The organism is Thermococcus camini (assembly GCF_904067545.1).
Lineage (GTDB): Archaea > Methanobacteriota_B > Thermococci > Thermococcales > Thermococcaceae > Thermococcus > Thermococcus camini.
Genome location: NZ_LR881183.1, coordinates 1,455,898 through 1,481,100 on the forward strand (window position 1 = coordinate 1,455,898; position 25,203 = coordinate 1,481,100).

Consider the following 25,203-nt stretch of genomic DNA (forward strand, 5'->3'; position numbering starts at 1 on the left):
TTCTTTCTCCAAGGGGTGATTGTATGGGTGTACAGATAGGCGAGCTCATTCCGAGGAAAGAGATAGAGCTGGAGAACCTGTACGGCAGGAAAGTTGCTATAGACGCTTTCAACGCCATCTATCAGTTCCTCTCGACCATAAGACAGCGCGATGGGACGCCGCTCATGGACTCCCGCGGAAGGATAACCTCCCATCTGAGCGGCCTCTTCTACAGGAACATCAACCTCATGGAGGCTGGGATAAAGCCCGCCTACGTTTTCGACGGAAAGCCGCCGGAGTTCAAAAAGAGGGAGATAGAAAAGCGCCGGGAGGCGAGGGAAGAGGCGGAGGAGAAGTGGTATGAGGCCCTGGAGCGCGGCGACCTTGAAGAGGCCAAGAAGTACGCGATGCGTGCAACCAGGGTCAACGAGGGCCTGATAAACGACGCCAAGAGGCTCCTTGAGCTGATGGGAATTCCCGTAGTTCAGGCGCCGAGCGAGGGTGAGGCCCAGGCCGCCTACATGGCCGCCAGAAAGAAGGTCTATGCATCGGCCAGTCAGGACTACGACTCACTTCTCTTTGGGGCCCCAAGGCTGGTGAGGAACGTCACGATAACCGGCCGGAGAAAGCTCCCAGGGAAGAACGTCTACGTTGAGGTCAGACCCGAGCTCATAGTCCTGGAGGAAGCTCTTAAAGAACTGGGCATAGACAGGGAAAAGCTCATCGAGATGGCTATACTGGTCGGCACGGACTACAACCCCGGCGGGATAAAGGGAATCGGCCCGAAAAAGGCTCTGACCATAGTCAAGCGCAGCAAAGACCCGCTGAAGAAGTACAACAAGGAGGGTGAAGTTGACCTCTACGCGATAAAGGAGTTCTTCCTGAACCCGCCGGTCACGGACGAGTACGAGCTCAAGTGGCGCGAACCGGACGAGGAGGGAATCCTCAGGTTCCTCTGCGACGAGCACGACTTCGGCGAGGAACGCGTTAAAAATGGTCTTGAGAGGCTGAAAAAGGCGGTAAAGGCGGGAAAGCAGGCCACACTGGAAAGCTGGTTCGGGAAGCGCTGAACTTCACCTTTTTATTTCAAACTCAAACCGGGATCTTCAGGTTGAGCTTGTCCACGAGCTCTTTGTACCTGTTCCTGACGGTGACCTCGGTGACGCGCGCTACCTCTGCCACCTCGCGCTGGGTTCTCTTCTCGTCCTCCAGCAGGCCGGCGATGTAGAGAGCGGCCGCGACCAGGCCGGCCGGGCTCTTTCCGCTTGTGAGTCCGCGGTCGTAGGCCTCCTCCAGTATCGCGATGGCCCTTCTTCTGACACGTTCGCTCAGGCCCAGCTCGTCGGCGAACTTGTTGACGTAGTCGGTCGGTTTAACGAAGAGCTTCTTTGGAGTGAGGTTCAGGTTCCTGGCTATGAAGCGGAAGCTCCTTCCTATCTCCTTCTTGTCAACGCGGGATATGTCGGCTATCTCATCGAGGGTTCTTGGAACCTTCAGAAGCCTGCAGGATGCGTAAACGCACGCCGCTATTACGCTTTCAATTGAACGGCCCCTTATAAGCCCCTTTCTCACGGCCTCACGGTAGAGCCTTGCAGCTTCTTCCTCGACGTGCCTCGGGAGCTTAAGCTGGGAGGCGATTCTATCCAGCTCGCTCAAGGCGAAGGCAAGGTTACGCTCGGCGGCATCGCTGACGCGAAGGCGGCTCTGCCACTTCCTGAGCCTGTACATCTTCTCACGCATCAGTCCGGAGAGGTTTCTGTCGATGCCGATGTCGGTTGAGAGTCCCTTGTCGTGAAGGAGAATGCTCTCCGGAGCTCCAACGCGGGCACGCTTCTCCCTCTGACTGGCGTCAAAAGCGCGCCATTCCGGTCCAGTATCAACGACGTTCTCCTCAATAACGTAACCGCAAACCTTACAGATTATCTCCCCCCTCCCCGGATCATAGATAAACTCCGTCGAGCCGCAGACCGGGCAAACCCTACGATTGCTCACTCCAACACCCCCAACCGGCCGGCTATTTTATATAGCCCTTATAAACCTTCGCCTTTTTTAACCACATAGCGGAGTAACCAGGCGAGGTCCTCGCGCTTGAAGGTTATCCTCTCCAGAACCCGGACGTCCCAGTCCTCCTCAACGATGTTCGCGTAAATCCAGAGGAAGACCGGATCCTCATCCGTTCCAACGTGGAGGTTCTTGTAGAGAACATCAACGGTTCCGTCCTTGTTCTTTTTCACCGAGACAGCCTTCCAGGTGTCCAGACTAACCTCTCCCTTTTCGTCAAGAATCCCCACTATCTGCTTGGCGTCCATTGGGTCACCTTCCGAGCTCACCACTTAATCGTGTAGTCCCTGCGCGTTCTCTCGTCTATCTGGGCCAGAATCCTCTTGAGCTTGGCGTCGTCGATGGGCTCCCTTATCTGGCCCGCCTGGTAGAGCTGGACCAGAACGAGCTCAACCTGTCTCGCAAGCTCTGGCTTGACGAGTTTAACCCTGCCGAGCCTCTCCCTGGCCTCGGGGGTAAGAATTCTCCGCATTATAGCATCGAGCTGGGCCTCAAGCTCCATCTCCTGCCTCAAAGCCTCCTCCTGGGCCTTCTGCTGTTCAAGATACTTCTTCTGGAGTTCCATGAGTTTGCGCTTTCTGATCTCCTCTATGTCCTCGGCCATCCTCTCACCCCTCCATGATAAGGTCAGGCCTCCGGTTAAAAAGGTATTGGGTTTTGGGAACTGGAAAAGACCGGCAGAAATCAACAAGGGAAAAGGGCCAGAGCCCTCAGTACTTCTTGAGCTCGGGGATCTGCTCCTCAAGCTCCTTCTTGAGTTCGGTGGCAATCTTGTCGAGGAAGCTCTGTCCCTGCGGAGTGACGGTCCTTCCCTCACCCGGAACCTTCTGGACGAAGCCGGCAGCCTCGAGCTGCTGGAGGGCCTTCCTTATGATGCTTCCCCCAGCCTTGTAGAAGTGCTCCGGGGCGTGGCCGCGGTTCTTCCTGCCGCCGTACCAGGTCCTGAGCCTCTCGATTCCGACCGGGCCGTCGACGTAGACCTTCCTGAAGACGCTGGCGACCCTGTAGTACCACCAGTCATCCTGCTCCGGGATCCTCTCCTTGTGCCTGCCGGTCTTGACGAACGGGGCCCACTCAGGCGGCTTTATGGCCTCGATCTCCTTGAGAGCCTTTGCAACCCTCTCAACGAGCAAATCACCGGGAACGTCGTAAACAGTCGCCATCCTTCAATCCCTCCCCTTCTTGAATTTCCTCCTGAATTGAGCGATATCGAGCTTGACTTTCTTAACGGGCTTCTCCTCCCGCTTTTCCTTCGAAAGCTCCTTTCTCTGGAGCTTCCTTAAATACTTTTCCCAACCTTCCCTCGGTTTGAACAATATAAACCTTTTGCCGCGCACGTCGATGAGTTCGCTGTCGGTCATTTCCGCGACTTTTCTGGCCAGGGCCTGCCTGTCGAGTCCAGTGTTGATAAGGGCGCCCTTCCTTATCTCAACCTTGAGGATGCCGTCCTTCTCCAGCTGAGTCCTTATCTCTTCGATGACACCCTCATCAAGCCCTCGCTTGCCTATCCACGCCCGTGGAGGGATATCGTAGTATCTCGCCCGCACGGCGCGTCTCACCTTACCCGGTAAGCGTTTCTCCATCTCTCTCACCTCTAAGCCTCTCGCGGTTTGCTGAAGGGCTTATAAAGGTTGGCCTTTTAAACCTATTTGCCGAAGCGCTCCATAGCTTCTTCCGGTGTGAGGACTTCCGGGAGCCACTCAAAGTGCTTCTTGTTGTAGGTGATCAGCGGGGCGTTGAGTTTCAGCGCCAGGGCACCTATCATGTAATCCCTAGCGTTTTTGGAGAAGTCCCAGCGGCCGATAGCTGAATTCACAGCGAGTTCAGCGCATGTTTCATCAAATCCCATGACTTCAATTCTTAGGGAGTTAAAAATTGCCGTTAGCTTGCTCTTTGCTTCGGGCAGGCCTTTCCGTCGGACGTACCTGTAGAGCAGTTCCATGTAGACGACGGAGCTCGTAAAGGGTTCAAGGCTCGATTCCATCAACCATTCTAAAAAAGTACTGTTGTTGAAGGCGTTTGTGTCCAGGACTATCCTCATTCCCCTCCCTCCAGCTCGCGGAGAGAGCGCTCTATGCCCCTCGCAAGTCCCTGCCTGACCTCTTCAACAGTCTCGTCTATGTCCTTTGTTATTTCGCTCAGCTCCTTAAGGAGGTCCGTTAGTTTCATCAGAACATACCTGTCCCCTTCACGAACGAAAACAACCTCGTCCCCGGCCCTTATCCCCAGTGCCTCCCGCACCTCCTTGGGGATCGTGACCTGGTATTTCTTGGTGACGACTGGCATTACCTTCACCCACATTGTATTACATTCTTGGCCTAATAACCATTTTGGGGTGAGGTTAATAAGGAGCTCCGGACACTCAAAATGGGGATTGCCATGATCGTCCATCATCTCTACTCCGGCGGCAAGGACTCAAGTTTGAGCGCGTGGATTCTAACCAAGCTCGGCTACGAAGTGAAACTGATAACCGTCAGCTTCGGCCTCCTCGACAACTGGAGCTTCGCAAGAGAGACCGCGGAAAGGCTCGGCTTCGAGCACCAGGTCGTCTATCTGCCAGGGGAGATTCTGGAGAAAGCCGCGGACATGGCGATCAAAGACGGCCACCCGAACAACGCGATTCAGTTCATCCACGAGAGGGCATTAGAAGCGCTGGCATCGCTTCCGGAGGTCGAGCGCGTGAGCGACGGGACGAGGAGGGACGACAGGGTTCCTTTCCTCGACCTGCCGAAGGCCCGCTCGCTGGAGGACCGCTTCAGCGTTGCGTACATAAGGCCCCTCCTCGGCCTCGGCTACAAGACGATACGGGAGCTGACAGAAAGGCTTTTCCTCGTTGAAATCAGGGAGAGCGAGGAGTTAGAAAAGGCCGACTACGAGGTCGAACTGAGGCATCTCCTCCGCGAGAGGGGAATCGACCCGCTGGAGATATTCCCGAAGAGGCACTACCAGTCGAGGGTTCTCGGCTGGAGGGAGGGGGAGACCTGATCCCCTATCTTTTCCAAAATCCCCGCGAAGAAATCCCTGATTGGGCTCGGGCTGGGAGAAGAGAAAAGGAAATCAGAGCCCGCTGAGCTTTCTGACTATCGGGTTCTCGGCCTCTTCGGGAGCTATTTCTTCCACGCTCTCGATCCATATCTTGTTTCTCGGAACGCGGTGCTTGCTGCCGACCTCGGAGTAGAGTATCTCGATGACGTCCTCTTTCTTAAGGCCGCGGTACTCCCTGGTGAACCTCTCCTTCTTTCCGTTCCTCTCAAAGATTCCCTTAACGCGGAAGACCTTAACCTCCATAGCTCACACCTCCATCATCAGTCAAGGAAGCCTAGGGCTTCTTCAATCTTCACTATCTCGGGTCCGGTCGTTAGATGTCCAACGACGACACCGTGAGAGTTGGCAAGCATGCAGGAGCCAACGAAGGGAACGCCCATGTTGGCGGTTCCAACGTAAACATCGACCTTGAACAGGTCGCGGAGCCACTCGAGCTCCTCGTCGGTTGCCTCGGGGTGGACTAAACCGCCCCTGTTGGTGACCACTCCAACGCTTCCAACCGCGTGGAAGTCACCTATCATGCCCCTCTCGACCTCGACGCCGAGTACATCCTCGAGCCTCTTGGCCTCCTCGCGGCTGAACTTTGCACTCACCAGCGCCGCCCTGTCGTTGGCGAGGATTAGGTTGCCGAAGGCCGTGAGGGTGCTCTGGAACGGAACTATCTCGATGTCAATCCCCTGCTCCCTGAGCTGGCCGTTTATCTTCTCCAGCTCGGCGTCCCAGACGTACCACGGGACGACTATCGCGTTGGAGTTGCCGGCCGCGAATATACCCACTATGCGCGACTTCATTATGCTTGTCTCAATGATAGGAACCTTGAGAACCTCCCTGAGAACCTCGAGCTTCTTCTCGCCGAGGCCCTCCCTGATAAGGGCTAGCCTGTCGGTGGCAGTGCCGTAAACGCCCAGATACGGGGAGTTCTCAAAATCGAGCCTTTCTATGTGCATCTCGTCACCTCGTTAAATTAAAAGGAATCAGGCGAGGGAGACCTTGGCAATCCTCTTGCCCTCTTCCTCTTCAACAACAACCTTGACGCGGAGCTTGTTGGGCGGCTTCTCCGCCCCGCGCTCCCAGAGCTTCTCGTTGACGTCGGTGCCAATTATCACTTCATCGGCCTTGGCGTGCCTGGCTATCCACTCGCGGACGAACTTGGCAGCCCTCGGGGCCCTCTTCCAGCGCGGAACGCGCTTCTTTATCTTCTTGATGGGAACGACGAATATGACTTCCTCTCCGGGCTTGATCATCTAAATCACCTCACTCCTTGAGCTTGGTTCTCCTCCACATCCTTCTCTTCGGGTGGGTCATGACCTTCCTGTTGGTCTTGACGATGACCCAGACCGGAATGCGCCTGTTCTGCTTCGCGGCCTTGGCAAGTCTGAGCTTCTTCGCAAGCGGCTTGTTTCTCGCCATAACTACACCTCCCGGGATTATCATGATGCCTGTTGATGCTTTGGGTATTCTTTTTTAAGCTTTTTCGTGGGGTTTTAAGGTTTTCCACCCGGAGCTATCCCCGGCGTTTTCCCCTCAGGAGGAGGGGGATTACCGAGAACCCGATTATCACGGCCGGACCGCAAACGCCCGAACCGCCTTCCCTGGGCAGGGTCTGAGTGGGCGTGCTTTCCTCCGGGAGCTCGGGGGAGACGTTGAGGGCGTTACCAGTATCAATATACGGAATGCCGAGTTTAACGCTCCAGTTCCCGACTGGCACCGTTACAACGGCGGTCTCGGCCTTCAGGGCGGAAGTTATTCTGCCGTTTAAGTAGTAGAATGCCAGGCAGGTATCGTCTAGTGTGGTGGGGGCGTTTGAGGAGTAGTCGCCCCAGACGGTTGCCCAGTCGCGCCCCTCGAGCGCGATTCCCGTAACGTAGAATGGATAATAAAAGAGCATCCCCTCCCCCACTTTAACCCCCCGGAGCATTGACGCAGCTTTTGAAGAGGGGACACACAGGGAGAGGTTTTCCAGAGAGATCCTGGAGATGTCGAGGGATGGCGTTATGAAACTAACGGCGCTCCGGTTGGCCTTCCACGCACGGAACTCGTGGGAGGAGTCACCCAACGTGCTCACCTCAATAGGCCGGAGAATCCTACCAACGGGGTCGTATACGAAGGTTTCGTTGAAAGCTGGTTCCCAGTAATAGATGCAGAAGTTTCTGAACCCTCCACCGCTCAGCCTCCCGTACACCCACGAGCCATTGACGTTGAGGAACAGCCCCGGAAACGGTGTCTGGAGGAAGGACACCGATGACTCCCCAATCCGGGCATGGAGGATTTCCTCTCTGTTAACGCAGAGGTCCACGAAAGTGAAGTTTTGGGGGGAGTAATGGGGTACGGTGCGGACGATGGAGATATAGACCCTGCCCTCACCTGGGGGAAGTTCCAGCTCGGGAACGGAAGAGTTTCCCCCAACCCGGACGGGGGTTTCGTTTGGAAGCTTCAGAACTGGCCGGGCACAGGTAAACGCCCCACCGGAACCGTAGGAGGCCCGGACATAGGTCTCAACCGAGAGGTTCAGAAGGGGACTGAGCTTTCCGTTGTGGTAGTACAGCAAAGGCGGGAAGAGCCGTCCCGTCAGGGGCGTCGCGCTGGCGTTACTGGGGGAGCAGACGAAATCGGAGTGCCCAACCCACATGTGGGGGAAGTAAACGCTGGACCTATTCCCAATGAGGAGGTATTCCCTGACGGAGTATGGCTCAGGAGTGTAGGCCTCAAGCCCGTAGCTTGGAAGGTAGAGTATGATTCCTCTGCGGAAGGGAACCGCCCGGAAGAGCTTCAGCAGGCTCTCCGCATTCAGGCCGCTGGAGTCGCTGAAGTTCAGGAGGCGGAGGTACTTCTCAAAGGCCTCAACCGGAACGGAATATGTTTCGTTGGCGTAGGGGAAGGAGAAGACCAGCGAGCCGTTGGAGATGGTTCCGCTCACGGCCATAACACCGGCCAGGTTGAAGAGAACGTCTGAGTCAATTTGAGAAAGGCGAACGGGCCTCCCAATCCGCCCCTCCTCCGGGAAGTACTCCATGACGGTGTAGCTTACGTTGGTGCAGACGTCGAACTCACAGGGGGAAAGGTGGCGGACACCGATGAGGAACCACTTCCTCCCCAGAGGAGCAGCTGAAAAGGCGGTAAAGTTAAACCCCGCCACCGAGTCCGTGAGGTTAACGTACTTCACGCCGTCACCGACTTCGAAGAGGAGATATTTCCTTCCGGAGAGCTCGCGGCAGCCGATGTAAGTGTTTGGGGAGTCTACCGGGCACATATAGTCGGGCAGTTTTCCGTACTCAGATAGGGTAATCCCAATAAGGGCGAAGCTTCCGTTGCTGGCGACGCTGAGGCGCATCATAACCGGATGGTCTGGAAACCGATACCCGGGTGCAGGTTCGGCAGTAGCCTGCTGGGGGAGAATGACACCGATGATGAGCAGAAGGACAATGAACCGGGAGGTTCTCATACCACCACCAGTTTAACTACGGCATGGAATTAAAAACGTTTTGGAAGGGAAGAAGAAAACGAAAAGCCGCGTCAGAACACCAGCGGCGCCCTGTACTCGCCCCAGACCTCGCGGAGGACGTCGGTGACCTCTCCGAGTGTTGCCAAATGGCGGTGGGCCTCGATGATGTAGGGCATGAGGTTCTCGTCCTCGGTTTCGGCAGCCTTCCTGAGCCTGTCCAAGGCCTCCTCGACCTTCTTGTTATCGCGCTCGGAGCGGAGCTTCTTGAGCCTCTCTATCTGCTTCTCCCTGATGCTCGGGTCCACCTTGAGTATCTCAACGTCGAGAGGTTCATCAACTATGAACTCGTTCACGCCGACGATGATGCGCTTCTTCTCCTCTATCTCCTTCTGGACCTTGTAGGCGCTCTCGGCAATCTCCTTCTGGATGTAGCCCCTCTCGATGGCCCTCATCATGCCGCCCATCTTCTGGATCTTCTCGATGTACCTGAGGGCCTCCTCATAGATGTGGTCGGTGAGCCACTCGATGTAGTACGAGCCTCCGAGCGGGTCTATGGTGTCCACAACGCCGCTCTCGTAGGCGATGATCTGCTGGGTTCTAAGGGCTATCCTGACGCTCTTTTCGGTCGGCAGTGAAAGGGCCTCATCGTAGGAGTTGGTGTGTAAGCTCTGGGTTCCGCCGAGAACCGCCGCGAGGGCCTGTATAGCGACCCTAACTATGTTGTTCTCCGGCTGCTGGGCGGTGAGGGTTGAGCCTGCCGTCTGGGTGTGGAAGCGCAGGAGCATTGAGCGCGGGTTCTTGGCGTTGAACCACTCCTTCATTATGTAGGCCCAGAGCCTTCTGGCAGCTCTAAATTTCGCAATCTCCTCAAGGAAGTTGTTGTGAGCGTTAAAGAAGAAGCTCAGCCTTCCGGCGAACTTGTCAACGTCCATGCCCCTATCTATGACAGCCTTGACGTACTCTATACCGTCCGCCAAAGTGAACGCGACCTCCTGGACGGCGTTGGCGCCGGCCTCACGGATGTGGTAGCCGCTTATCGAAATCGGGTTCCACTTGGGGACGTTCTCGGCGCAGTACATGATGATGTCGGTCGTAAGGCGCATGCTCGGCTGGGGCGGGAAGATGTAGGTTCCCCTCGCTATGTACTCCTTGAGGATGTCGTTCTGGACCGTCCCGCGGAGCTGGTTCTGGGAAACGCCCTGCTCCTCGGCAACGAGGATGTACATGGCGAGGAGGTTCGCCGCGGTCGAGTTTATGGTCATTGAAGTGGAAACCTTGTCAAGGGGGATTCCATCGAAGAGAATCCTCATGTCCCAGAGGGAATCAATGGCAACTCCGACCTTTCCAACCTCGCCCTCGCTCATCGGGTGGTCGGAGTCGTAGCCTATCTGGGTGGGCAGGTCGAAGGCGACGCTGAGACCGGTCTGTCCCTGCTCGAGGAGGTACTTGTAGCGCCTGTTGGACTCCTCAGCGGTTCCGAAACCGGCGTACTGCCTCATCGTCCAGAACCTGCCGCGGTACATGGTAGCGTAGACGCCCCTAGTGAAGGGATACTCACCGGGGAAGCCGAGCTTTTCTAGGTAATCCCAGTCCTCGCCGAGGTCCGCTGGAGTGTAAACGCGCTTTATCTCAAAGCCATCATCGGTCATGAACTTCTCCTTTCTCTCGGGCCTTTTCTCGATGAACTTTTTAACCGTCGTTTCGTCCCAGCGCTTTTCCTCCTCCCTAATCTTCGCGAGCTTCTCCTTATCGAAGGTCATGCCTACCACCTGCCCCTATTTGGGCGCCGGCCTATAAAAAGCTTTTACATAACTAAAGGTTGTGCTTGACATCGGATAAATTATCCATCAGTCGGGGAAGTCGCGGTTTATGAGAACCGCCCAGGTGCCGGCGAGAAACAGCAACACCACTGCACCGAAGAAGACGGCCGTATGGGAGGAATTTCCAACGAAGGTACTCAGGTCAATCCTATCGAATCCAGCCTTCAGCAGAACCACAGCCTGATAGCCGAGGGTGTAGCGCTCCGGGTTTTTGATGTAGGGGATCTGGGGCAGGAGGAACTGGAGGAGGAACACGACTCCGAAGGTGGCCAGCGAGGCGTAGAGCGGGCGCGTTATGATGACCGAGACCAGCATGGCCAGGGCACCGAGGAGAGCTAAAACGAGGAGCGTCGCCCCCAGGGCAAGGAGAAAGTCGGACAGACCTTCCCAGAGGCCCTTCGCGCCTGCACTGTAAACGACCGGGCTGTAGAGCCAGATAACGGCGTAAGGAACCCCGAAGAGAACCGCGAGGGAGCTGAGTCCGGCGAGAAACTTAGCTATGACAACCTCGCTCAGTCTCACCGGCCTCGCGAGGAGAAGCCTTATCGTCCCCCTGTCTATCTCGCCCGCGAGGAGGTCGCTCATGAGGATTATCGCGATGAGCTGGCCGATTATGCCGAGCCAGTAGTTGGGGATCAGGTCGAGCATGAGTGCCTGGAACGCCTTGAGCATTGCATTGACGCCGGTTCCTGACGCATTCGGGCTGAGGAGGTAGATGAACGCGGGAAAGAACGTGGCCAAGAAGAGAACCTTGAGCTTCCTTGAGCGGATCAATCTCCTGAACTCGCTCTCAAAGACCACCCAGAGGGCGCTCTGAAATGGATTCATGCTTTCATCGCTCATTCTTTCCACCCCACGCTGAAGCGCTTCATCAGGATTCTCTCCAGCGGACTCGTATGGGACTTGAAGAGCTTGAGCGCCAGCTCGTTCTCGGCCAGAAACATCGGGAGCTCTAAAAAGAACTGCTCCGCGAACCTCTCGTCGAGCTTCACTCGGAGGATTCCCTCTTCTTCCCAGGCCTCCCTGACGTAGACCTTATCCTTCAGAAACTCCAGGAGCTTCCCGTTGTCCGAGACAAGGACGTCGTAGTCAGTCCCCTCGACGTTCACCAGGTCCCTAACGCGCCCCTGTTCGATGAGCTGGCCGTCCTTGATCAGGCCGACGTGGTTGCAGGTCCTCTCTATCTCACTGACTATGTGAGAGCTTATGAAGATGGTCTTCCCGGCCTTGGCCAGCTCCAGAACCTTGCCGATGAACTCCATCCTCCCGAGGGGGTCGAGGTTGCTCGTGGGCTCGTCGAGGATTAGAAGCTCAGGGTTTCCGAGGAGGGCCATGGCAAAGCTGACCCTCTGCCTCTGACCGCTTGAGAGCTCCCTTATCCTGTTAAATGCCAGCTTTCCAACTCCCGTGTAGGCCATCAGCTCCCTCGCCTGCTTTATTGCCTCCCCCTTAGGAAGCCCAATGAGACGACCCATGTACGTCAGGAACTCGAAGATCGTCATGTCTTCATACGCGAGGGGCTTTTCGGGCATGTAGCCAACCTTCCGCATTATTTCAACCCTCTCGCGCGGCATATCGAGGTCAAAAATCCTTATCTCACCGTAGGTCGGCTTCAGAGCCCCGGTCAGCATCTTTATCGTGGTGGTCTTCCCGGCACCGTTGGGGCCGAGGAAGCCGTAGACTGCACCTCTGGGAACCTTCAGGTTGAGATGGTACACAACGTTCATCCTGCCGAAGAACTTGGTGAGCTTTTCGGTCTCGATAATGTAGGTGGACATCTCAACACCCAGAGGGATATCGAAACGAAGCTAAATAAGGGTTTCGGGGGTTTATATTCAAGTAATGATAATAGGGAAAGTTGGCCTCGACAGCTCCGCAAAGCTCGCCTTCCAGAGCCACGCTCACACCGACCACTTCGTCAGCGGTGAGGTCATCTACTCCACCAGGGCGACCAAGTTCCTCAGCCACCTCCGGAAGGGCGGCTTCTACAGGGAAATCGAGTTCGGGAAGGTCTTTTATATCGGCGACTTCAAGGCGAAGCTCTATCCGGCCGGACACATGCTGGGCTCTGCCGGGATAAAGCTCTGGCTCGAAAACGGCACGCTGTTCTACACAGGAGATACAAAGCTGTTCAAGCTGAGGACTGCAGAGAAAAGCCGCTTTCCGAGGGCGGACTTCCTAATAGTCGAGGCCACTTTCGGCGTCCCAAGCTTCACGTTTCCAACGCCGAGAGAAGCAGAGAAGAAGCTGATAGCCTTCGTCGAGGAGGCCCTTGAGAGGGACAAAAGGCCCGTTCTCTACGTCAACCAGACCGGAAAAGCCCAGGAGGTCATGAAGATACTCGACCTTCACGGCTACACGGTCAAAGCATCGAGGGAAATACTCAAGGTGGCGCTCGTTTATTCGAAGTTCGGGGTTAGGTTCGGCAACATCTCGGCCGACGGCGAGGTCGTCCTTCGCTCCTACCGCTCGCCCCGGGTTGAGAACTCCATCTCACCCTGGGAGCTTACGGTTTCCGGTTTTGGAAGGCTGAAACTCAGCAACCACGCCGACTTCTGGGAGCTGGTCCGAATAGTGGAGAAGGTGCACCCGGAAAGGATTTTCACTGTTTATGGCTTTGCAGAGGAGTTCGCGAGGATTTTGAGGGGACTCGGCTACGATGCTCAGCCAGTATCCCAGAATTCCGTCATAGAGCCGGTGGACATGATGACAAAAACCTAGCTCTGACCGGAACAAAAACTCAAACTTTTCCCTTTGAAAGCCATTTAAACAGATAAATCTTCCAAAAAATTGGCCAAAAATCTAATATTTTTTAAACTCGTATGAGTTTGATGGGCCCACTGTGAGTTATGGACAGCGCGGCAGTGCCTTGAATCCGCCCCGGAAATAGGTCGGTCGTGTCAACAAGCCAAAGGGGGTGGTAGCCAAGCGCCCCTTTCCTTCTTCTCCCATTATCCGGGGGTGAACCCATGGAGGCCCTAACCAGACGAAGGTTTCGCCCAAAGTGGGTTACCGGGTTAAGGCCCAGGCTTGAGGAGATTATGAATAAGGGCATCAGCAGGGGTTCTCTTCTTGGAAGAGCCCGAATAGTCAGCGACATGCTCGAAGTCACGGAGCTCACATTGGTAAAAGAGCCCAGAGAGATGGAGGTCAGGGTGGACGGAAGGGAGGTCAGGTTCGTTTATCCCCTCCGAGGAAACGAGAGCTTCGATGACATCTACTACCCGCTCGTTCGTATGTTGAGCAACCTTTGATCTTTCCACCTTCTTTTCAGATTTTAGTCACCGATGCACATTAAAAGACGGAAAACTTTATAAACCCCAAACTTTTAGTTACTACTGGTAACCAAAAGGTTGGAGGTGGGAGTATGGTCTGGAGGAGGGACCGCTACTGGGACCCCTTCGACCTGATGAGGGAGATTCAGGAGGAGATCGACGCCATCTTCAGGGACGTCTTTAGGGGCCCGAGGCTCTGGAGCTACCGCGAGCCAAGCGAGCGCTACGAGTTCGTCAGCGAGACCTGGCGCGAGCCCTTCGTGGACATCTTCGACAGGGGAGACAGGTTTGTCATAACGGTTGAACTGCCAGGAGTGCGCAAAGAGGACATCAAACTCCGCGTTACAGAGGACACAGTCTATCTTGAGGCCCAGGTGAGGCGCGAGAAGGAGCTTGAGACCGAGGGGGCAATAAGAATCGAACGCTACTACAGTGGTTACCGTAGGGTCATTCGCCTTCCAGAGGAGGTCATTCCAGAGAAGGCGAAAGCCAGATACAACAACGGCGTCCTTGAGATAGAGATACCCAAGAAGGCCCCGAAGAAGGAGAAAGGCGAGGGCTTCGAGGTCAAGATCGAGTGACCTTTCGTTGTTTTCCATCTTGGCTTCGCCCCACATTGATTTAATACCGGGCTCCGCCCCCTGCAACCCCCAAGTAAAATGAAAACGTTAAATCTCACGATCATCGGTCATGAAAAGTATGGAGGTGGTAAAAGATGACCGAAAAGAGGGAAGTTAAGCTCAAGGTCGCCTCTGCTTACCAGAGGGACGTTGGAAGGGGAATAGTTAGGATAGACCGCAAAGCCATGCGCGAGATCGGTGTCCAGAGCGGCGACATCATCGAGATAATCGGAACCAAGAACACAGCAGCAGTTGTCTGGCCGGCCTATCCAGAAGATGAAGGACTGAGCATCATCAGGATGGACGGAACAATCAGGAAGAACGCCGGCGTCGGCCTCGGCGATGAGGTTACCGTGAGGAAGGCCGAGGTCAAGGAGGCGAAGAAGGTCATCGTTGCACCAACCGAGCCAATTCGCTTCGGCCACGACTTCGTTGAGTGGTTCCACAGCAGGCTCGTCGGAAGGCCCGTCGTTAGAGGAGACTACATCAAGGTCGGAATCCTCGGCCAGGAGCTGACCTTCGTGGTAACCGCGACGACCCCGGCTGGAATAGTTCAGATAACCGAGTTCACCGAGTTCCAGGTCAGCGAGAAACCCGTTAAGGAGGTCTCCAAGACCGCCGCCCTCGGCGTCACCTACGAGGACATCGGCGGCCTCAAGGACGTCATCCAGAAGGTCAGGGAGATGATTGAGCTCCCGCTCAAGCACCCGGAGATATTCGAGAAGCTCGGCATCGAGCCGCCCAAAGGTGTCTTACTCTACGGCCCGCCGGGAACCGGTAAGACCCTCCTGGCAAAGGCCGTTGCCAACGAGGCAAACGCGCACTTCATAGCCATCAACGGGCCGGAGATAATGAGCAAGTACTACGGAGAGAGCGAGGAAAGGCTTAGGGAGGTCTTCAAGGAGGCTGAAGAAAACGCGCCGGCGATAATCTTCATAGACGAGATCGACGCGATAGCTCCAAAGAGGGAAGAGACCCACGGCGAGGTCGAGAAGCGTGTCGTTTCACAGCTGCTCACGCTGATGGACGGTCTGAAGAGCCGCGGAAAGGTCATAGTCATCGGCGCAACCAACAGGCCAGACGCCATTGACCCAGCCCTGAGGAGGCCAGGAAGGTTTGACCGCGAGCTTGAGGTCGGCGTTCCCGACAAGACCGGCAGGAAGGAGATACTTCAGATACACACCAGGGGAATGCCCATCGAGCCGGAGTTCAGAAAGGGCAGGGTAATGGAGATACTGGAGGAGCTTGAGAGAAACGACGCCTACCGCGAGAGCGCAGAGAAAGCTTTGATGAAGGTCAGAAACGCGAGGGACGAGGAGATTCCGGAGATACTCAGGGGCGTAGACGAGAAGCTCTACGACGAGGTCAAGGCCAGGCTCATCGATGGACTCCTCGAAGAGCTGGCCGAGGTCACCCACGGCTTTGTTGGCGCTGACCTCGCGGCTCTGGCAAGGGAAGCTGCAATGGCCGCACTCAGGAGGCTCATCAAGGAGGGCAAGATTGACTTCGAGGCCGAGCACATACCCAAGGAGGTCCTTGAGGAGCTCAGGGTCACCAGGAAGGACTTCTACGAGGCCCTCAAGATGGTCGAGCCGTCGGCTCTGAGAGAGGTGCTCCTTGAGGTTCCGAACGTCCGCTGGGACGACATAGGTGGCCTTGATGAGGTCAAGGAGGAGCTGAAAGAGGCGGTGGAGTGGCCGCTCAAGTACCCGGAGGCCTTCCTCGGGCTCGGCATAACCCCGCCGAAGGGCATACTCCTCTACGGTCCGCCGGGAACCGGCAAAACGCTACTCGCAAAGGCCGTCGCCAACGAGAGCGAGGCCAACTTCATCGCCATCAAGGGCCCAGAGGTGCTCAGCAAGTGGGTTGGCGAGAGCGAGAAGAACATCCGCGAGATATTCAGGAAGGCGAGGCAAGCTGCTCCGACGGTGATATTCATAGACGAGATAGACGCAATAGCACCGCGCAGGGGAACCGACGTGAACAGGGTTACCGACAGGCTCATCAACCAGCTCTTGACAGAGATGGACGGAATTCAGGAGAACAGCGGAGTGGTGGTAATAGCGGCAACCAACAGGCCCGACATCATAGATCCGGCCCTGCTCAGGCCTGGGCGCTTTGACAGGCTCATACTCGTTCCCGCTCCAGACGAGAAGGCCAGACTGGAGATATTCAAGGTGCACACCAGGAAAGTTCCGCTGGCAGAGGATGTCAGCCTCGAAGAGCTTGCCAAGAGAACCGAAGGCTACACCGGTGCCGACATTGAGGCGGTGGTGAGAGAGGCCGCTATGCTCGCCATGAGGAGAGCGCTCCAGGAGGGCATAATAAGGCCCGGCATGAAGGCCGACGAGATAAGGGGAAAGGTCAAGGTGACGATGAAGGACTTCGAGGAGGCCATGAAGAAGATAGGCCCCAGCGTGAGCGAGGAAACCATGGACTACTACAGGAAGATTCAGGAGCAGTTCAAGCAGTCCCGCGGTTGACCACAATTCCCAGCGTTCGTGCAGAGCGGGGGCTGAACCCCTCAACCTTTTAACTTTTGAGACCGACTCTTCTACGGTGACCCCATGAACGTTAGAAGGCTTGAGCTTCTTTTCGCGCTCACTCTGGTTCTGATGATGTACGTCTACCCGCTGGCCCTCGTGGGCCTCTGGCTCCTCATGGAGGAGCTCGTGGAGTATAGGGAGAGCATCAGAAGGTCGCTCATCGTTTTCATCGCTTCACTCCCCCTCTACGGGGCAAAGATAGTCCTCGGGATCTCGGGATGGAGCAGAACACTCAGAATAACTCCCGTGGAGACCAGCCCCGCGGTGATAAACGCCGTCCATGTAGTCTTCCTGACCCTGCAGTTCCTCAGCCTGTACTTCCTCTACCGCGCCCTCTCCCTGATGTCCGACGACACCGGTGCGGAGATGCTGAAGACCGGCGGGCTCATGCTTCTCGTTGCCATACCGCTCCACTTCGTCGCGATAACAGCCTACTTTATTGCGACGTGGATGGGACTCATCCTGATAATCTACAGGCTTGAGCAGACGGTCGGTCCTCCCAATATCGGAAGGGCGTAGCTCAGGCCACCCACTCGAGCTCATACCCCCTCGCGCGAAGCTTTTCCATTTCTTCTCTTGCTATCCTCTCCGCCTTCTTTATGTCGTTGGTGACGACTATCCTCTCCCTGGGGAGGGTGTTGTTCATGTAGTAGACGATCCTCACGAGCATGCCATCACCCCAGTATATCACTGCGAGTGATGAAGAAATTCAAAGGATTTAAAAACATTGTTGCATCCATTTTGACATCAAAGTACATGATAGTCCATACTAAAACATACCTTGTTGTACATACTTGTCCCGATAGCCACAAGCGTCGCCCCGCCGCAGAGAGTGCCAGAAAGAATAATTTGGGAAAGGAGAATCACTCGATCTTCTCCAGCTCGAAGACCCTTGCGTCCTTCCGCTTTAATTCCCGAACCGCGAAACGCCTTGCCTCGTCAGCAGTGTCGGTTTCGAATATTATGGTTTCGCCGTGGTTTTCTCCACCGTGAAGGGTAAGGGCCCATTTCATCATATCACCGACAGAACTTCGTCACATCTCCAAGCTTTATAAGTCTAACGGGGGAATTTTAACTATGAGGCTGATAATCCGACAAGTGGATTTAAAAGAGATCATCAAAATGACAGAAAAGAGCGACGTCGAAATATGCGGCTTCCTCTTCGGCCACAGGGACGGGGAGCGGATTGAAGTCGAGGAAGTCCGCTTCGTCCCCAACAGGTTGAGTGGAGATGCCTTCGAGATGGAGCCGCTCGAGATGGTGAGGGCAATCGACGAGGCCGAGGAGAAAGGACTTGAGGTGGTAGGCATCTTCCACTCCCACCTGAAGTGTCCGCCGAGGCCGAGCGGCAGGGATTTAAGGGGCATGAGGCTCTGGCCGGTCGTCTGGCTGATAGTCGACGAGAAGGGAAACTACGGGGCGTATGTGCTGGAAGGGGACAAAATCCGAGAGGTAGAGGTTGAGGTCGTAGGGACAGAATAAACATTGTTATTTTCAGACACAGCTTCTTCGGATGAGATATTTAAGGTGTTGATGGATTAAAGTCATTAAATGTTTTAAGCATTTACAACCAATTACTGACTAGGTGAATGAGAGTATGGAAGACATCACGATAAAAAAACTCATTGGGGAACTGGATATTAGGACGGTCCGAGAGCTGCTTGAGGCCGAGGAAGTAAAGCGGGAGATAAAGGAGCTGACTAAGACTGTAAGACGGGGAATGTTTGGGGAAGGGGGAACAAACGAGGAATTCAGGAGACTTAGATCCGAGGTGAACGAGCAGTGATGTTCGTTGATACAAACGTCTTTTACCATTATGTGACCAACGGCGAGTTTGCGGATCTCGCTGAGGAAATCCTAACATCAAAAGAACCCAAGATAACTTCAGATACAGTTGTTGATGAATTTCTCTTCATTGTTATCAGGCGAGAGGTCCGAAGGAACTTCGGCATAAATTCCACACTCAACCTTAAGGAGAAACTTGCAAAAGATGGCTCCCTTTTAGAATTTGTTTACAAAACAGGAAAGCGAGCACTTGCGGTTTTCGAGAGCTTTGATGTCATGATCGTTCCGGACTCCCGTGATTGGGCGAAGATTTTGGTTCTCATGAAGTACTACAGAATGCTACCCCACGATGCGAGGATAATAGCCACTGCCCTCGAATATGGAGCGAAGAAAGTGGCAACCTTTGATACCGACTTTAGGGAAGCTAAAGAAATAGTAGAGCTCTCTCCGGACGCTTTCTGGGAATCTAAGTCCTAATCGTCCCTAATCACTATCTCTATCCTCCTTCCCTCGCGGTAGCCCTTCATCGCCGAGAGCATGCCTTTGATAGTTTTCTCGACGAGCTCCTGCACCCAGTCCTTCATGGGCAATGGTTGCCCGTCTATCTTAACGGTCACCTTGGGCTTTGAGCTGAGGACAACGCAGTCCCTCAGCGTTTTCTCGCCGCTCACTATCATCCTCGCCATTTCCGCACAGCGGAAGCTGCAGAGGCCGCAGTCTATGTTGGGGAGCATGAAGGCCCTCGTCTCCACCAAATCGGCGAGCTTTTCCGGCTCTTTGGTGGCATCTATAACTTGGAGACCATCCACCTCATCAACGCCGGCTGAGGCAATGACCCCACTCACCGCTATCGCGAGGCCGTCGTTGAGCTCCCTCACATCCTCCTCGTTCCTCGCGCATATAACCTTGGGGACGTGCTGAAGAGATTTAAACCCCTCGAGCAGGAGGAAATCGGCGGAGACCATCGAGAAGAGAGCGTTGATGTCCTTGGCGTTGAAGAGCAGTGCATCGGTATCGTTCGCCCTGAGGAGGACGGTATCGGCGACCTTTGAGAAGCGCCACGTATCGCTCCCCTCTCTGTCGAAGTCGGTGTGCATGCTCTTAGCTACTGCCACCCGGTAGCCGCGTTCCTTCAAAACCCTCGCGACGGCCTCAACCGTCGTCGTTTTCCCGCTCTTCTTGAAGCCCACGAAGGCAATGCCCCTCATCCGAATCCCTCACAGGAGCATTATCCAGTTGAGGTCGTCTATCTTCACCATGAGGGCCTTGGCCTTGTTTCCGGCTATGTCCACCACGTCCCTCAGGAGTATGGCCTCCTCATCGAAGTCCTCCAGGATTCCGGTGAAGGAATGCTCGTTGCTCACAGCTAAGGCCACCCTCTTCCCCTTCCAGGTCTCAAGGGTCTTATCGAGCAGGTACTGCTTCTCGCCCATGCGCTCACCTCCAGAAACCAAAAGCCTATAAGGCTTTTAACCGTTTCCGGTTCGGTGATAGAATGAGGTTCGTCACGAAGAGTGAGGCTGTGAAGAAATCCTTTTTCGAGGATCTGAGGAAAGCTGGAATAAAGTTCGAGCTTCATGAGAGACTTGGATACGAGGCGTTCGTGGGGTACCTGCTCGAGGGGACCCTTGAGGAGATAAGCGCGCAGATAGACGTCATAGAGGGGGCAGACAGGGAGGCCCTCAGGGAGGGCTTCGTCTCCTTCAGGGAGAGTCTCAACCACATACTTGAGCACATCAAGGTCGGCGAGAGGTTCGAGACGCTCCTTCAGGAGGGCCCATGGGTGGCTGAACTCCTCGACCAGCTCACAAGGAACGGGGCAATAGACTACAGCGACGGCGTCATCAAGCTGAAGGAAGGAGTTGACGTCACGAAGCTCCGCTTCGAGTTTAAGTTCCCCTTCAACCTCGTCCACAGCCCGGAGAGCGCCGAGAGGATAGCCAAGCAGTTCGCGTTTACAGACCTCACCATGGAGTACGAGTTCGAGATACTCGAGCTGGACATAGGCAAAATAAACGCCCTCGGAAAGATCGCAGCGCGCTATTTCCCTGAGGACTACCTCCTCAGGGTCTACTTCGCGCTGATAGGCCGCTCGATTCTTTCTGGGGAGATACTCAAGTCCCTCGGCAACGAGAAGGTTCCTGAGGAAGACCTGGTCAAGGGATTCGTTAGGGCCTCACCTATCTCGATACCCACGGAGAAGGGAACCCTCGTCATCAACTACTCCCCAAAGGCCGTCGAGGAGGTTCTCCGCTTCCTCAAGAGGGCAGGCTACATCGAGATAAAGGCCGGAAAGGTGAAGAAGCTCAGGGATCTGGTGTGAGGTACTCTATCCTCGCCTTCCCATTTTTCTTCAGCCATTCCAGCAGTTCCTTTGCGAACTCAAACTTCTTCCTCTTGCTCTCCCAGACCGGAACGTGCTGCCTCAAGCCGGGCTTGCTCCACCTCCCCACGGTCTCGCCGAAGTCGAAGCCGACGAGGATTATTTCCCTCGCGCCCAGCTCCTCGGCCAGAAAAGCGGCCCTGTCGCCGTCGGTGAAGCCGCCGAAGTTGTAAACTATGTCCAGCGGTTCAGCCTGGGTCGTTCCCAGTATCCTAGAGAAGAGCGGCACGTAGGCGGTCAGTTTATCCACGTTGTCACCGTGCGCATGGATCACCATGAACGCTCCTCGGTCGTTTGCCAGCTTTAAGTCAGGAATCCTGCCGTCGAGGTCGGAGACGATGATGTCGGGCATCATATCATGCTCGAGGAGTGCAGAAGTTGCCCCATCGGCCGCTATCAGCGTCCCATCGGAAAAGTCGTGCTCCGCCAAAGCATTCTCCAGACTTGGACCACAGCCAAAGACGTAGACCCTTTTCCCGACGATGGTAGCTAACTCATCCCTCAGGATGTACTCATCACCCTCAAGGAGCAGTGCCCTCAGGATTCTGGCGGATCTTCTGTCTCCCTCCACCGAGTACCCCATCTCCCGAACGATGCGGAGGTAGAAGGGCCTCCATTCTTCCCAGTCCATGGGGAGAAATTGGGTGGAGCATATATCAACTTTGCCCTTGGTTCATGTATGGACTTCGTCGATTAGATAATGAACACTACGAAAGATTTAAATGCATAAATGTTCGTAAGTATCCATTGGTGACACCTTATGCGACGGCAGTACGCGACATTGGCTCTGGTGTTTTTGGTTGTTTTTTCTGTGGTGGCAAGCGGATGTATAAGCGGCGGTGGTGGTGGAGAGGAAGAGACAGCGACGATAGTCATAGGAGTCACTGACAAGGTGACTGACCTCGATCCGGCCAACGCCTACGATTTCTACACCTGGGAGGTCCTCAACAACGTCATGGAGGGCCTGGTGAAGTACAAACCCGGAACCCTCGAAATCGAGCCGGCTTTGGCCGAGAGCTGGGAGGTCAACGAGGACTCTACCGTTTGGACCTTCCACCTGAGGAAGGACCTTAAATTCGCGGACGGAACTCCGCTAACGGCTAAGGACGTTGTTAGGAGCATTGAGAGGGTAATGACCATCCAGGGTGACCCATCCTGGCTCGTTACGGACTTCGTGGACAGGGTTGAGGCCAAGGACGACTACACTGTTGTCTTCTACCTCAAACAGCCCACCGCGTACTTCCTGGCCCTTCTCACAACTCCTCCCTACTTCCCGGTCCACCCCAACTACGCCCCAGACCAGATACAGAGCGACCAAACAGCTGGCGGTGCGGGTCCCTACAAGATAACCAAGTGGGTGCGCGATGAGGAGCTCGTCCTCGAGGCCAACCCGAACTACTACGGCGAGAAGCCCAAGACGGAAAAGATAATCATCAAGTTCTACCGCGACGCGTCAACTATGCGCCTCGCCCTCCAGAACGGCGAGATAGACATCGCCTGGAGGACGCTCAGGCCGAGCGACATAGACAGCCTGAAGAAGGGCGGAAACTTCAACGTCATAGAGGTGCCGGGCGGATTCATCCGCTACATCTGCCTCAACACCAAGAACGACCCAACGAGCAACGTCAAGGTCAGGCAGGCGCTTGCCGCAGCAGTTAACAGGCCCGAGATAGCCCAGAAGGTCTTCATGGGAACGGTCGAGCCCCTCTACAGCCTGGTTCCGAACGGGATGTGGAGCCACAAGGACGTCTTCAAGGAGAAGTACGGCGACGGCAACCTGGAGCTGGCAAAGAAGCTCCTAAGCGAGGCCGGCTACTCCGAGAGCAACCCGCTGGAGATACAGCTCTGGTACACGCCGACCCACTACGGCGACACCGAGGCGGACCTCGCCCAGATACTCAAGGAGCAGTGGGAGAAGACCGGAATGATAAAGGTCACCATCAAGAGCGCCGAATGGGGAACCTACACAGACTACGCCAGGAACGGCCAGATGCAGGTCTACCTGCTCGGCTGGTATCCGGACTACCTCGACCCCGATGACTACACCACGCCGTTCCTCAAGACCGGCGCCAACAAGTGGGCGGGAACCGGCTACTCCAACCCGACGATGGACGACCTCCTGAGCCAGGCCCAGAGGCTCAGCGACCAGAACGAGAGGACGAAGCTCTACGAGCAGGTTCAGGACATACTCGCCCAGGACGTTCCGTACATACCGCTGATACAGGGCAAGCTCTTCGTGGTGACCCAGAAGAACGTCAAGGGAGTGACCATAGGTCCGGACATGATATTCCGCTACTCGACCCTCTACAAGGAGTGATTTCCTTCTTTCACTCCTTTTTGTCTCAACTTTAAAGGGGTGATAACGTGGCCAGGGGACTTGGGCAATACATAATAATCAGGGCGCTGATGATAATCCCCACGATCCTCATTCTCTACACCCTCGTGTTCTTCTTCCTGAGGATCCTTCCCGGAAACCCCGTTATGGCAGTCGTGGGAACGAAGAACATTCCCCCGGAGCAGCTGGAGCACCTGATGCACATGGCCGGGCTGGACAAACCCCTCTACGTCCAGTACTTCGACTACCTCAAGGGCGTCCTCCACGGTGATTTCGGCGTTACTCTGGCGTTCCCGATGGGGAAGCCCGTGTGGGACTACATAGCCCAGCGCTTTCCAGCGACGCTTGAGCTGGCCCTCTGGGCCTTCACCGTCAGCGTTCTCCTCGGCCTCCTCACAGGAGTGATAGGAGCAACGAAGAAGGGGACGAAGACCGATAGTGCCATGAGGGTCTACAGCATCGTCGCTTACACGCTCTTCATACCCTGGTTCGGCATGATGCTCCAGTACCTCTTCGGAATCCACCTGCACTGGCTGCCCACTTCGGGCCGGCTCGACCCCGGAATAAACCTCCACGCGGTAACAGGCCTCTACGTCCTGGACAGCATAATAACCGGGAACTGGGACGCGCTGGTGAGCTCGGTGAGGCACCTGATTCTGCCCGCTCTGACACTCGGAATCGTTCTCAGCGGTGCCTACACGAGACTGGTGAGGAACAACATGGTTGACGTCCTCAGCCAGGACTTCATAAGGGCCTACCATGCGAGGGGAGTGGCGGATAGAAAGGTCATGTGGTACGCGCTGAAGAACGCCTTCATACCCGTCGTTACCCTCATGGGGCTCCAGTTCGCCATACTCCTCGGCGGTGCGGTTCTTACCGAGACGACCTTCAGCTGGCCGGGAATGGGAACGTTCCTCGTGGACAGGATAGACTACCGCGACTACAACGCCATACAGGGCGCGGTGATATTCTTCGCCTTCTTCGTAGGGATCATCAGCCTCATAGTGGACATAGTCTACGCACTCCTCGACCCGAGGGTGAAGTACTGAGGTGGTGGAGATGGAGATAGCAGGAAAAATTACCGAGTTCGTCTTTGGAAAGAAGCCCGGCAGGGGCATGCTCATCTTCGGCATAATCATCGTCCTCATCGTGGTCATGATGGCCCTCTTCGCCCCCTGGATAGCACCCTACGACCCAACGCAGAGCAGCGACGACGTTTTCGCCCCGCCAAGCTGGAACCACCTCATGGGCACCAACAGGCTCGGCCAGGACATGTTCTCCAGGATAGTCTGGGGCTCAAGGGTCGTCCTCTACGTCGTATTCATAGCGACGCTGCTCTCGATGGCGATAGGAATTCCCCTCGGACTGCTATCCGGCTACCACGGTGGAAAAATCGACAGAACGCTGAGCGTGATAATGGACAGCATCTATGCCTTCCCCGCTCTGATCCTTGCGATGGTCATCGCGGTGGTTCTGGGCCCGAGTCCGATAAACACGGCCATAGCGATAAGCTTCGTCTACGTGCCGACCTACTTCAGGATGGTTCGCGGGCAGACCCTCAGCTTCACCGGCCAGCTCTTCGTTGAAGCAGCTCACGCGATAGGAGCGAGGGACAGGGAGGTCATGTTCAAGTACATCCTGCCCAACCTCGCACCGACGATACTCGTCGTCTTCACCCTGAGTGTAGCAGATGCCATACTGACGGAGGCCGGCCTGAGCTTCCTCGGCCTGTCGGTAACACCCCCAACCCCGGACTGGGGATACGACCTGCGCGTCGGCCAGCCGTTCCTGCTCGACGGCTACTGGTGGCTGGTCTTCTTCCCGGGAATAATGATAATGCTCCTGGCCATGGCCTTCGCGCTGATAGGAGAGGCCCTCAGCGAGAGGCTCTCCCTTGGAACGAGGTGATGTG

34 protein-coding genes are annotated in these 25,203 nt (G+C 55.6%); 14 read left to right on the forward strand and 20 right to left on the reverse strand.

Going from position 1 to position 25,203, the window contains the following annotated elements; all coding sequences use genetic code 11:
- Window positions 1–23 precede the first annotated feature (23 nt).
- The gene (gene fen, locus TIRI35C_RS07850) at window positions 24–1,049 is read left to right on the forward strand and encodes a flap endonuclease-1 (RefSeq protein WP_188202410.1); all 1,026 of its coding nucleotides are present in this window, start codon (window positions 24–26) and stop codon (window positions 1,047–1,049) included.
- 22 nt (window positions 1,050–1,071) lie between these two features.
- Here fen and TIRI35C_RS07855 read toward each other — a convergent pair whose 3' ends face one another.
- The 7 genes from TIRI35C_RS07855 to TIRI35C_RS07885 all read right to left on the reverse strand — a co-directional run bounded on the left by TIRI35C_RS07855 (window position 1,072) and on the right by TIRI35C_RS07885 (window position 4,326).
- Window positions 1,072–1,971, reverse strand: coding sequence for a transcription initiation factor IIB (locus TIRI35C_RS07855; protein WP_058938946.1), 900 nt, complete (start codon window positions 1,969–1,971; stop codon window positions 1,072–1,074).
- A gap of 38 nt (window positions 1,972–2,009) precedes the next feature.
- Window positions 2,010–2,288, reverse strand: coding sequence for a hypothetical protein (locus tag TIRI35C_RS07860; protein ID WP_188202411.1), 279 nt, complete (start codon window positions 2,286–2,288; stop codon window positions 2,010–2,012).
- A gap of 17 nt (window positions 2,289–2,305) precedes the next feature.
- Window positions 2,306–2,644, reverse strand: coding sequence for a DNA-binding protein (locus TIRI35C_RS07865; RefSeq protein ID WP_014013581.1), 339 nt, complete (start codon window positions 2,642–2,644; stop codon window positions 2,306–2,308).
- A gap of 106 nt (window positions 2,645–2,750) precedes the next feature.
- Window positions 2,751–3,203, reverse strand: coding sequence for a 30S ribosomal protein S19e (locus tag TIRI35C_RS07870; RefSeq protein WP_188202412.1), 453 nt, complete (start codon window positions 3,201–3,203; stop codon window positions 2,751–2,753).
- Window positions 3,204–3,206: 3 nt separating this feature from the next.
- Window positions 3,207–3,623 (reverse strand): YhbY family RNA-binding protein, encoded by a 417-nt coding sequence (locus TIRI35C_RS07875; RefSeq protein WP_139681172.1) that lies wholly within the window; start codon window positions 3,621–3,623, stop codon window positions 3,207–3,209.
- A 62-nt stretch (window positions 3,624–3,685) separates the two neighbouring features.
- Entirely contained in the window at window positions 3,686–4,081 is a 396-nt protein-coding gene (locus TIRI35C_RS07880; RefSeq protein ID WP_188202413.1) for a type II toxin-antitoxin system VapC family toxin, read from the reverse strand.
- Window positions 4,078–4,326, reverse strand: coding sequence for an AbrB/MazE/SpoVT family DNA-binding domain-containing protein (locus TIRI35C_RS07885; RefSeq protein ID WP_055430055.1), 249 nt, complete (start codon window positions 4,324–4,326; stop codon window positions 4,078–4,080). The genes TIRI35C_RS07880 and TIRI35C_RS07885 overlap by 4 nt, the downstream gene beginning before the upstream one ends.
- Before the next feature lie 93 nt (window positions 4,327–4,419).
- Here TIRI35C_RS07885 and TIRI35C_RS07890 point away from each other — a divergent pair, with 93 nt between their 5' ends.
- Window positions 4,420–5,025: a DUF7411 family protein gene (locus TIRI35C_RS07890; RefSeq protein ID WP_188203141.1), complete on the forward strand. Its 606-nt coding sequence runs from the start codon at window positions 4,420–4,422 to the stop codon at window positions 5,023–5,025.
- A 72-nt stretch (window positions 5,026–5,097) separates the two neighbouring features.
- On the opposite strand, the gene rpl18a is transcribed toward TIRI35C_RS07890, so the two are convergent.
- The 8 genes from rpl18a to TIRI35C_RS07930 form a co-directional block, all read right to left on the reverse strand.
- Window positions 5,098–5,328, reverse strand: coding sequence for a 50S ribosomal protein L18Ae (gene rpl18a / locus TIRI35C_RS07895; RefSeq protein WP_188202414.1), 231 nt, complete (start codon window positions 5,326–5,328; stop codon window positions 5,098–5,100).
- Between the two features lie 17 nt (window positions 5,329–5,345).
- Window positions 5,346–6,032, reverse strand: coding sequence for a translation initiation factor IF-6 (locus TIRI35C_RS07900; protein WP_188202415.1), 687 nt, complete (start codon window positions 6,030–6,032; stop codon window positions 5,346–5,348).
- A gap of 27 nt (window positions 6,033–6,059) precedes the next feature.
- The gene (locus TIRI35C_RS07905) at window positions 6,060–6,329 is read right to left on the reverse strand and encodes a 50S ribosomal protein L31e (RefSeq protein ID WP_167889528.1); all 270 of its coding nucleotides are present in this window, start codon (window positions 6,327–6,329) and stop codon (window positions 6,060–6,062) included.
- 10 nt (window positions 6,330–6,339) lie between these two features.
- Window positions 6,340–6,495, reverse strand: a complete 156-nt coding sequence (locus tag TIRI35C_RS07910) for a 50S ribosomal protein L39e (protein WP_014013574.1) — start codon at window positions 6,493–6,495, stop codon at window positions 6,340–6,342.
- Window positions 6,496–6,589: 94 nt separating this feature from the next.
- The gene (locus tag TIRI35C_RS07915; protein ID WP_188202416.1) at window positions 6,590–8,527 is read right to left on the reverse strand and encodes a CGP-CTERM sorting domain-containing protein; all 1,938 of its coding nucleotides are present in this window, start codon (window positions 8,525–8,527) and stop codon (window positions 6,590–6,592) included.
- A gap of 71 nt (window positions 8,528–8,598) precedes the next feature.
- Window positions 8,599–10,287 carry an acyl-CoA mutase large subunit family protein gene (locus tag TIRI35C_RS07920; protein ID WP_188203142.1) on the reverse strand — a complete coding sequence of 563 codons (1,689 nt, stop codon included), beginning with the start codon at window positions 10,285–10,287 and terminating at the stop codon, window positions 8,599–8,601.
- Window positions 10,288–10,374: 87 nt separating this feature from the next.
- Entirely contained in the window at window positions 10,375–11,190 is an 816-nt protein-coding gene (locus tag TIRI35C_RS07925) for an ABC transporter permease (protein WP_188202417.1), read from the reverse strand.
- Window positions 11,187–12,125, reverse strand: a complete 939-nt coding sequence (locus TIRI35C_RS07930) for an ABC transporter ATP-binding protein (protein WP_188202418.1) — start codon at window positions 12,123–12,125, stop codon at window positions 11,187–11,189. The genes TIRI35C_RS07925 and TIRI35C_RS07930 overlap by 4 nt, the downstream gene beginning before the upstream one ends.
- Before the next feature lie 64 nt (window positions 12,126–12,189).
- On the opposite strand from TIRI35C_RS07930, the gene TIRI35C_RS07935 reads away from it, so the two are divergent.
- From TIRI35C_RS07935 to TIRI35C_RS07955, 5 genes are all read left to right on the forward strand, one after another.
- The gene (locus TIRI35C_RS07935; protein WP_188202419.1) at window positions 12,190–13,068 is read left to right on the forward strand and encodes an MBL fold metallo-hydrolase; all 879 of its coding nucleotides are present in this window, start codon (window positions 12,190–12,192) and stop codon (window positions 13,066–13,068) included.
- Between the two features lie 248 nt (window positions 13,069–13,316).
- A complete protein-coding gene (locus tag TIRI35C_RS07940) occupies window positions 13,317–13,601 on the forward strand; it encodes a hypothetical protein (RefSeq protein ID WP_188202420.1) in 285 nt (94 codons plus the stop codon).
- Between the two features lie 113 nt (window positions 13,602–13,714).
- Entirely contained in the window at window positions 13,715–14,203 is a 489-nt protein-coding gene (locus TIRI35C_RS07945) for an Hsp20/alpha crystallin family protein (RefSeq protein WP_188202421.1), read from the forward strand.
- Between the two features lie 134 nt (window positions 14,204–14,337).
- Window positions 14,338–16,725 carry a CDC48 family AAA ATPase gene (locus tag TIRI35C_RS07950; protein WP_188202422.1) on the forward strand — a complete coding sequence of 796 codons (2,388 nt, stop codon included), beginning with the start codon at window positions 14,338–14,340 and terminating at the stop codon, window positions 16,723–16,725.
- Between the two features lie 84 nt (window positions 16,726–16,809).
- The gene (locus TIRI35C_RS07955) at window positions 16,810–17,307 is read left to right on the forward strand and encodes a transposase (RefSeq protein WP_188202423.1); all 498 of its coding nucleotides are present in this window, start codon (window positions 16,810–16,812) and stop codon (window positions 17,305–17,307) included.
- Window position 17,308: 1 nt separating this feature from the next.
- Here TIRI35C_RS07955 and TIRI35C_RS07960 read toward each other — a convergent pair whose 3' ends face one another.
- Both TIRI35C_RS07960 and TIRI35C_RS07965 read right to left on the reverse strand, forming a co-directional pair.
- A complete protein-coding gene (locus TIRI35C_RS07960; protein ID WP_188202424.1) occupies window positions 17,309–17,458 on the reverse strand; it encodes a hypothetical protein in 150 nt (49 codons plus the stop codon).
- A gap of 193 nt (window positions 17,459–17,651) precedes the next feature.
- Entirely contained in the window at window positions 17,652–17,801 is a 150-nt protein-coding gene (locus TIRI35C_RS07965) for a hypothetical protein (RefSeq protein ID WP_188202425.1), read from the reverse strand.
- A 64-nt stretch (window positions 17,802–17,865) separates the two neighbouring features.
- Here TIRI35C_RS07965 and TIRI35C_RS07970 point away from each other — a divergent pair, with 64 nt between their 5' ends.
- From TIRI35C_RS07970 to TIRI35C_RS07980, 3 genes are all read left to right on the forward strand, one after another.
- On the forward strand, window positions 17,866–18,270 hold the full coding sequence (locus tag TIRI35C_RS07970) for a M67 family metallopeptidase (protein ID WP_188202426.1): 405 nt from the start codon (window positions 17,866–17,868) through the stop codon (window positions 18,268–18,270).
- Window positions 18,271–18,373: 103 nt separating this feature from the next.
- Window positions 18,374–18,574, forward strand: coding sequence for a hypothetical protein (locus TIRI35C_RS07975; RefSeq protein WP_188202427.1), 201 nt, complete (start codon window positions 18,374–18,376; stop codon window positions 18,572–18,574).
- Window positions 18,574–19,050 carry a PIN domain-containing protein gene (locus TIRI35C_RS07980; protein ID WP_246454791.1) on the forward strand — a complete coding sequence of 159 codons (477 nt, stop codon included), beginning with the start codon at window positions 18,574–18,576 and terminating at the stop codon, window positions 19,048–19,050. Before TIRI35C_RS07975 ends, TIRI35C_RS07980 begins: the two co-directional genes overlap by 1 nt.
- On the opposite strand, the gene mobB is transcribed toward TIRI35C_RS07980, so the two are convergent.
- Both mobB and TIRI35C_RS07990 read right to left on the reverse strand, forming a co-directional pair.
- On the reverse strand, window positions 19,047–19,781 hold the full coding sequence (gene mobB / locus TIRI35C_RS07985; protein WP_188202429.1) for a molybdopterin-guanine dinucleotide biosynthesis protein B: 735 nt from the start codon (window positions 19,779–19,781) through the stop codon (window positions 19,047–19,049). The genes TIRI35C_RS07980 and mobB overlap by 4 nt on opposite strands.
- Before the next feature lie 9 nt (window positions 19,782–19,790).
- Entirely contained in the window at window positions 19,791–20,006 is a 216-nt protein-coding gene (locus TIRI35C_RS07990) for an LSm family protein (protein WP_188202430.1), read from the reverse strand.
- Window positions 20,007–20,068: 62 nt separating this feature from the next.
- On the opposite strand from TIRI35C_RS07990, the gene TIRI35C_RS07995 reads away from it, so the two are divergent.
- The gene (locus tag TIRI35C_RS07995; protein ID WP_188202431.1) at window positions 20,069–20,896 is read left to right on the forward strand and encodes a hypothetical protein; all 828 of its coding nucleotides are present in this window, start codon (window positions 20,069–20,071) and stop codon (window positions 20,894–20,896) included.
- Here the strand turns inward: TIRI35C_RS07995 and TIRI35C_RS08000 are convergent.
- Window positions 20,880–21,587: a 6-hydroxymethylpterin diphosphokinase MptE-like protein gene (locus TIRI35C_RS08000; protein WP_188202432.1), complete on the reverse strand. Its 708-nt coding sequence runs from the start codon at window positions 21,585–21,587 to the stop codon at window positions 20,880–20,882. The two genes, TIRI35C_RS07995 and TIRI35C_RS08000, sit on opposite strands and share 17 nt — an antisense overlap.
- A gap of 183 nt (window positions 21,588–21,770) precedes the next feature.
- Between TIRI35C_RS08000 and TIRI35C_RS08005 the strand changes: the two genes are divergently transcribed.
- The 3 genes from TIRI35C_RS08005 to TIRI35C_RS08015 are packed head-to-tail and all read left to right on the forward strand — an operon-like array spanning window position 21,771 to window position 25,199.
- Complete coding sequence (locus TIRI35C_RS08005; RefSeq protein WP_246454725.1) at window positions 21,771–23,273, forward strand: ABC transporter substrate-binding protein; 1,503 nt, start codon at window positions 21,771–21,773, stop codon at window positions 23,271–23,273.
- 47 nt (window positions 23,274–23,320) lie between these two features.
- Window positions 23,321–24,340, forward strand: a complete 1,020-nt coding sequence (locus TIRI35C_RS08010) for an ABC transporter permease (RefSeq protein WP_188202434.1) — start codon at window positions 23,321–23,323, stop codon at window positions 24,338–24,340.
- A 10-nt stretch (window positions 24,341–24,350) separates the two neighbouring features.
- Window positions 24,351–25,199 carry an ABC transporter permease gene (locus tag TIRI35C_RS08015; RefSeq protein WP_188203143.1) on the forward strand — a complete coding sequence of 283 codons (849 nt, stop codon included), beginning with the start codon at window positions 24,351–24,353 and terminating at the stop codon, window positions 25,197–25,199.
- The last annotated feature ends 4 nt before the right edge of the window (window positions 25,200–25,203 follow it).

Coding starts and splice junctions, on each gene's coding strand:
- fen (WP_188202410.1), top strand. CDS start 24: ATGGGTGTACAGATAGGCGAGCTCATTCCGAGGAAAGAGATAGAGCTG.
- TIRI35C_RS07860 (WP_188202411.1), bottom strand. CDS start 2,288: ATGGACGCCAAGCAGATAGTGGGGATTCTTGACGAAAAGGGAGAGGTT.
- TIRI35C_RS07865 (WP_014013581.1), bottom strand. CDS start 2,644: ATGGCCGAGGACATAGAGGAGATCAGAAAGCGCAAACTCATGGAACTC.
- TIRI35C_RS07870 (WP_188202412.1), bottom strand. CDS start 3,203: ATGGCGACTGTTTACGACGTTCCCGGTGATTTGCTCGTTGAGAGGGTT.
- TIRI35C_RS07875 (WP_139681172.1), bottom strand. CDS start 3,623: ATGGAGAAACGCTTACCGGGTAAGGTGAGACGCGCCGTGCGGGCGAGA.
- TIRI35C_RS07880 (WP_188202413.1), bottom strand. CDS start 4,081: ATGAGGATAGTCCTGGACACAAACGCCTTCAACAACAGTACTTTTTTA.
- TIRI35C_RS07885 (WP_055430055.1), bottom strand. CDS start 4,326: ATGCCAGTCGTCACCAAGAAATACCAGGTCACGATCCCCAAGGAGGTG.
- TIRI35C_RS07890 (WP_188203141.1), top strand. CDS start 4,420: ATGATCGTCCATCATCTCTACTCCGGCGGCAAGGACTCAAGTTTGAGC.
- rpl18a (WP_188202414.1), bottom strand. CDS start 5,328: ATGGAGGTTAAGGTCTTCCGCGTTAAGGGAATCTTTGAGAGGAACGGA.
- TIRI35C_RS07900 (WP_188202415.1), bottom strand. CDS start 6,032: ATGCACATAGAAAGGCTCGATTTTGAGAACTCCCCGTATCTGGGCGTT.
- TIRI35C_RS07905 (WP_167889528.1), bottom strand. CDS start 6,329: ATGATCAAGCCCGGAGAGGAAGTCATATTCGTCGTTCCCATCAAGAAG.
- TIRI35C_RS07910 (WP_014013574.1), bottom strand. CDS start 6,495: ATGGCGAGAAACAAGCCGCTTGCGAAGAAGCTCAGACTTGCCAAGGCC.
- TIRI35C_RS07915 (WP_188202416.1), bottom strand. CDS start 8,527: ATGAGAACCTCCCGGTTCATTGTCCTTCTGCTCATCATCGGTGTCATT.
- TIRI35C_RS07920 (WP_188203142.1), bottom strand. CDS start 10,287: ATGACCTTCGATAAGGAGAAGCTCGCGAAGATTAGGGAGGAGGAAAAG.
- TIRI35C_RS07925 (WP_188202417.1), bottom strand. CDS start 11,190: ATGAGCGATGAAAGCATGAATCCATTTCAGAGCGCCCTCTGGGTGGTC.
- TIRI35C_RS07930 (WP_188202418.1), bottom strand. CDS start 12,125: ATGTCCACCTACATTATCGAGACCGAAAAGCTCACCAAGTTCTTCGGC.
- TIRI35C_RS07935 (WP_188202419.1), top strand. CDS start 12,190: ATGATAATAGGGAAAGTTGGCCTCGACAGCTCCGCAAAGCTCGCCTTC.
- TIRI35C_RS07940 (WP_188202420.1), top strand. CDS start 13,317: ATGGAGGCCCTAACCAGACGAAGGTTTCGCCCAAAGTGGGTTACCGGG.
- TIRI35C_RS07945 (WP_188202421.1), top strand. CDS start 13,715: ATGGTCTGGAGGAGGGACCGCTACTGGGACCCCTTCGACCTGATGAGG.
- TIRI35C_RS07950 (WP_188202422.1), top strand. CDS start 14,338: ATGACCGAAAAGAGGGAAGTTAAGCTCAAGGTCGCCTCTGCTTACCAG.
- TIRI35C_RS07955 (WP_188202423.1), top strand. CDS start 16,810: ATGAACGTTAGAAGGCTTGAGCTTCTTTTCGCGCTCACTCTGGTTCTG.
- TIRI35C_RS07960 (WP_188202424.1), bottom strand. CDS start 17,458: ATGCTCGTGAGGATCGTCTACTACATGAACAACACCCTCCCCAGGGAG.
- TIRI35C_RS07965 (WP_188202425.1), bottom strand. CDS start 17,801: ATGAAATGGGCCCTTACCCTTCACGGTGGAGAAAACCACGGCGAAACC.
- TIRI35C_RS07970 (WP_188202426.1), top strand. CDS start 17,866: ATGAGGCTGATAATCCGACAAGTGGATTTAAAAGAGATCATCAAAATG.
- TIRI35C_RS07980 (WP_246454791.1), top strand. CDS start 18,574: ATGTTCGTTGATACAAACGTCTTTTACCATTATGTGACCAACGGCGAG.
- mobB (WP_188202429.1), bottom strand. CDS start 19,781: ATGAGGGGCATTGCCTTCGTGGGCTTCAAGAAGAGCGGGAAAACGACG.
- TIRI35C_RS07990 (WP_188202430.1), bottom strand. CDS start 20,006: ATGGGCGAGAAGCAGTACCTGCTCGATAAGACCCTTGAGACCTGGAAG.
- TIRI35C_RS07995 (WP_188202431.1), top strand. CDS start 20,069: ATGAGGTTCGTCACGAAGAGTGAGGCTGTGAAGAAATCCTTTTTCGAG.
- TIRI35C_RS08000 (WP_188202432.1), bottom strand. CDS start 21,587: ATGGACTGGGAAGAATGGAGGCCCTTCTACCTCCGCATCGTTCGGGAG.
- TIRI35C_RS08015 (WP_188203143.1), top strand. CDS start 24,351: ATGGAGATAGCAGGAAAAATTACCGAGTTCGTCTTTGGAAAGAAGCCC.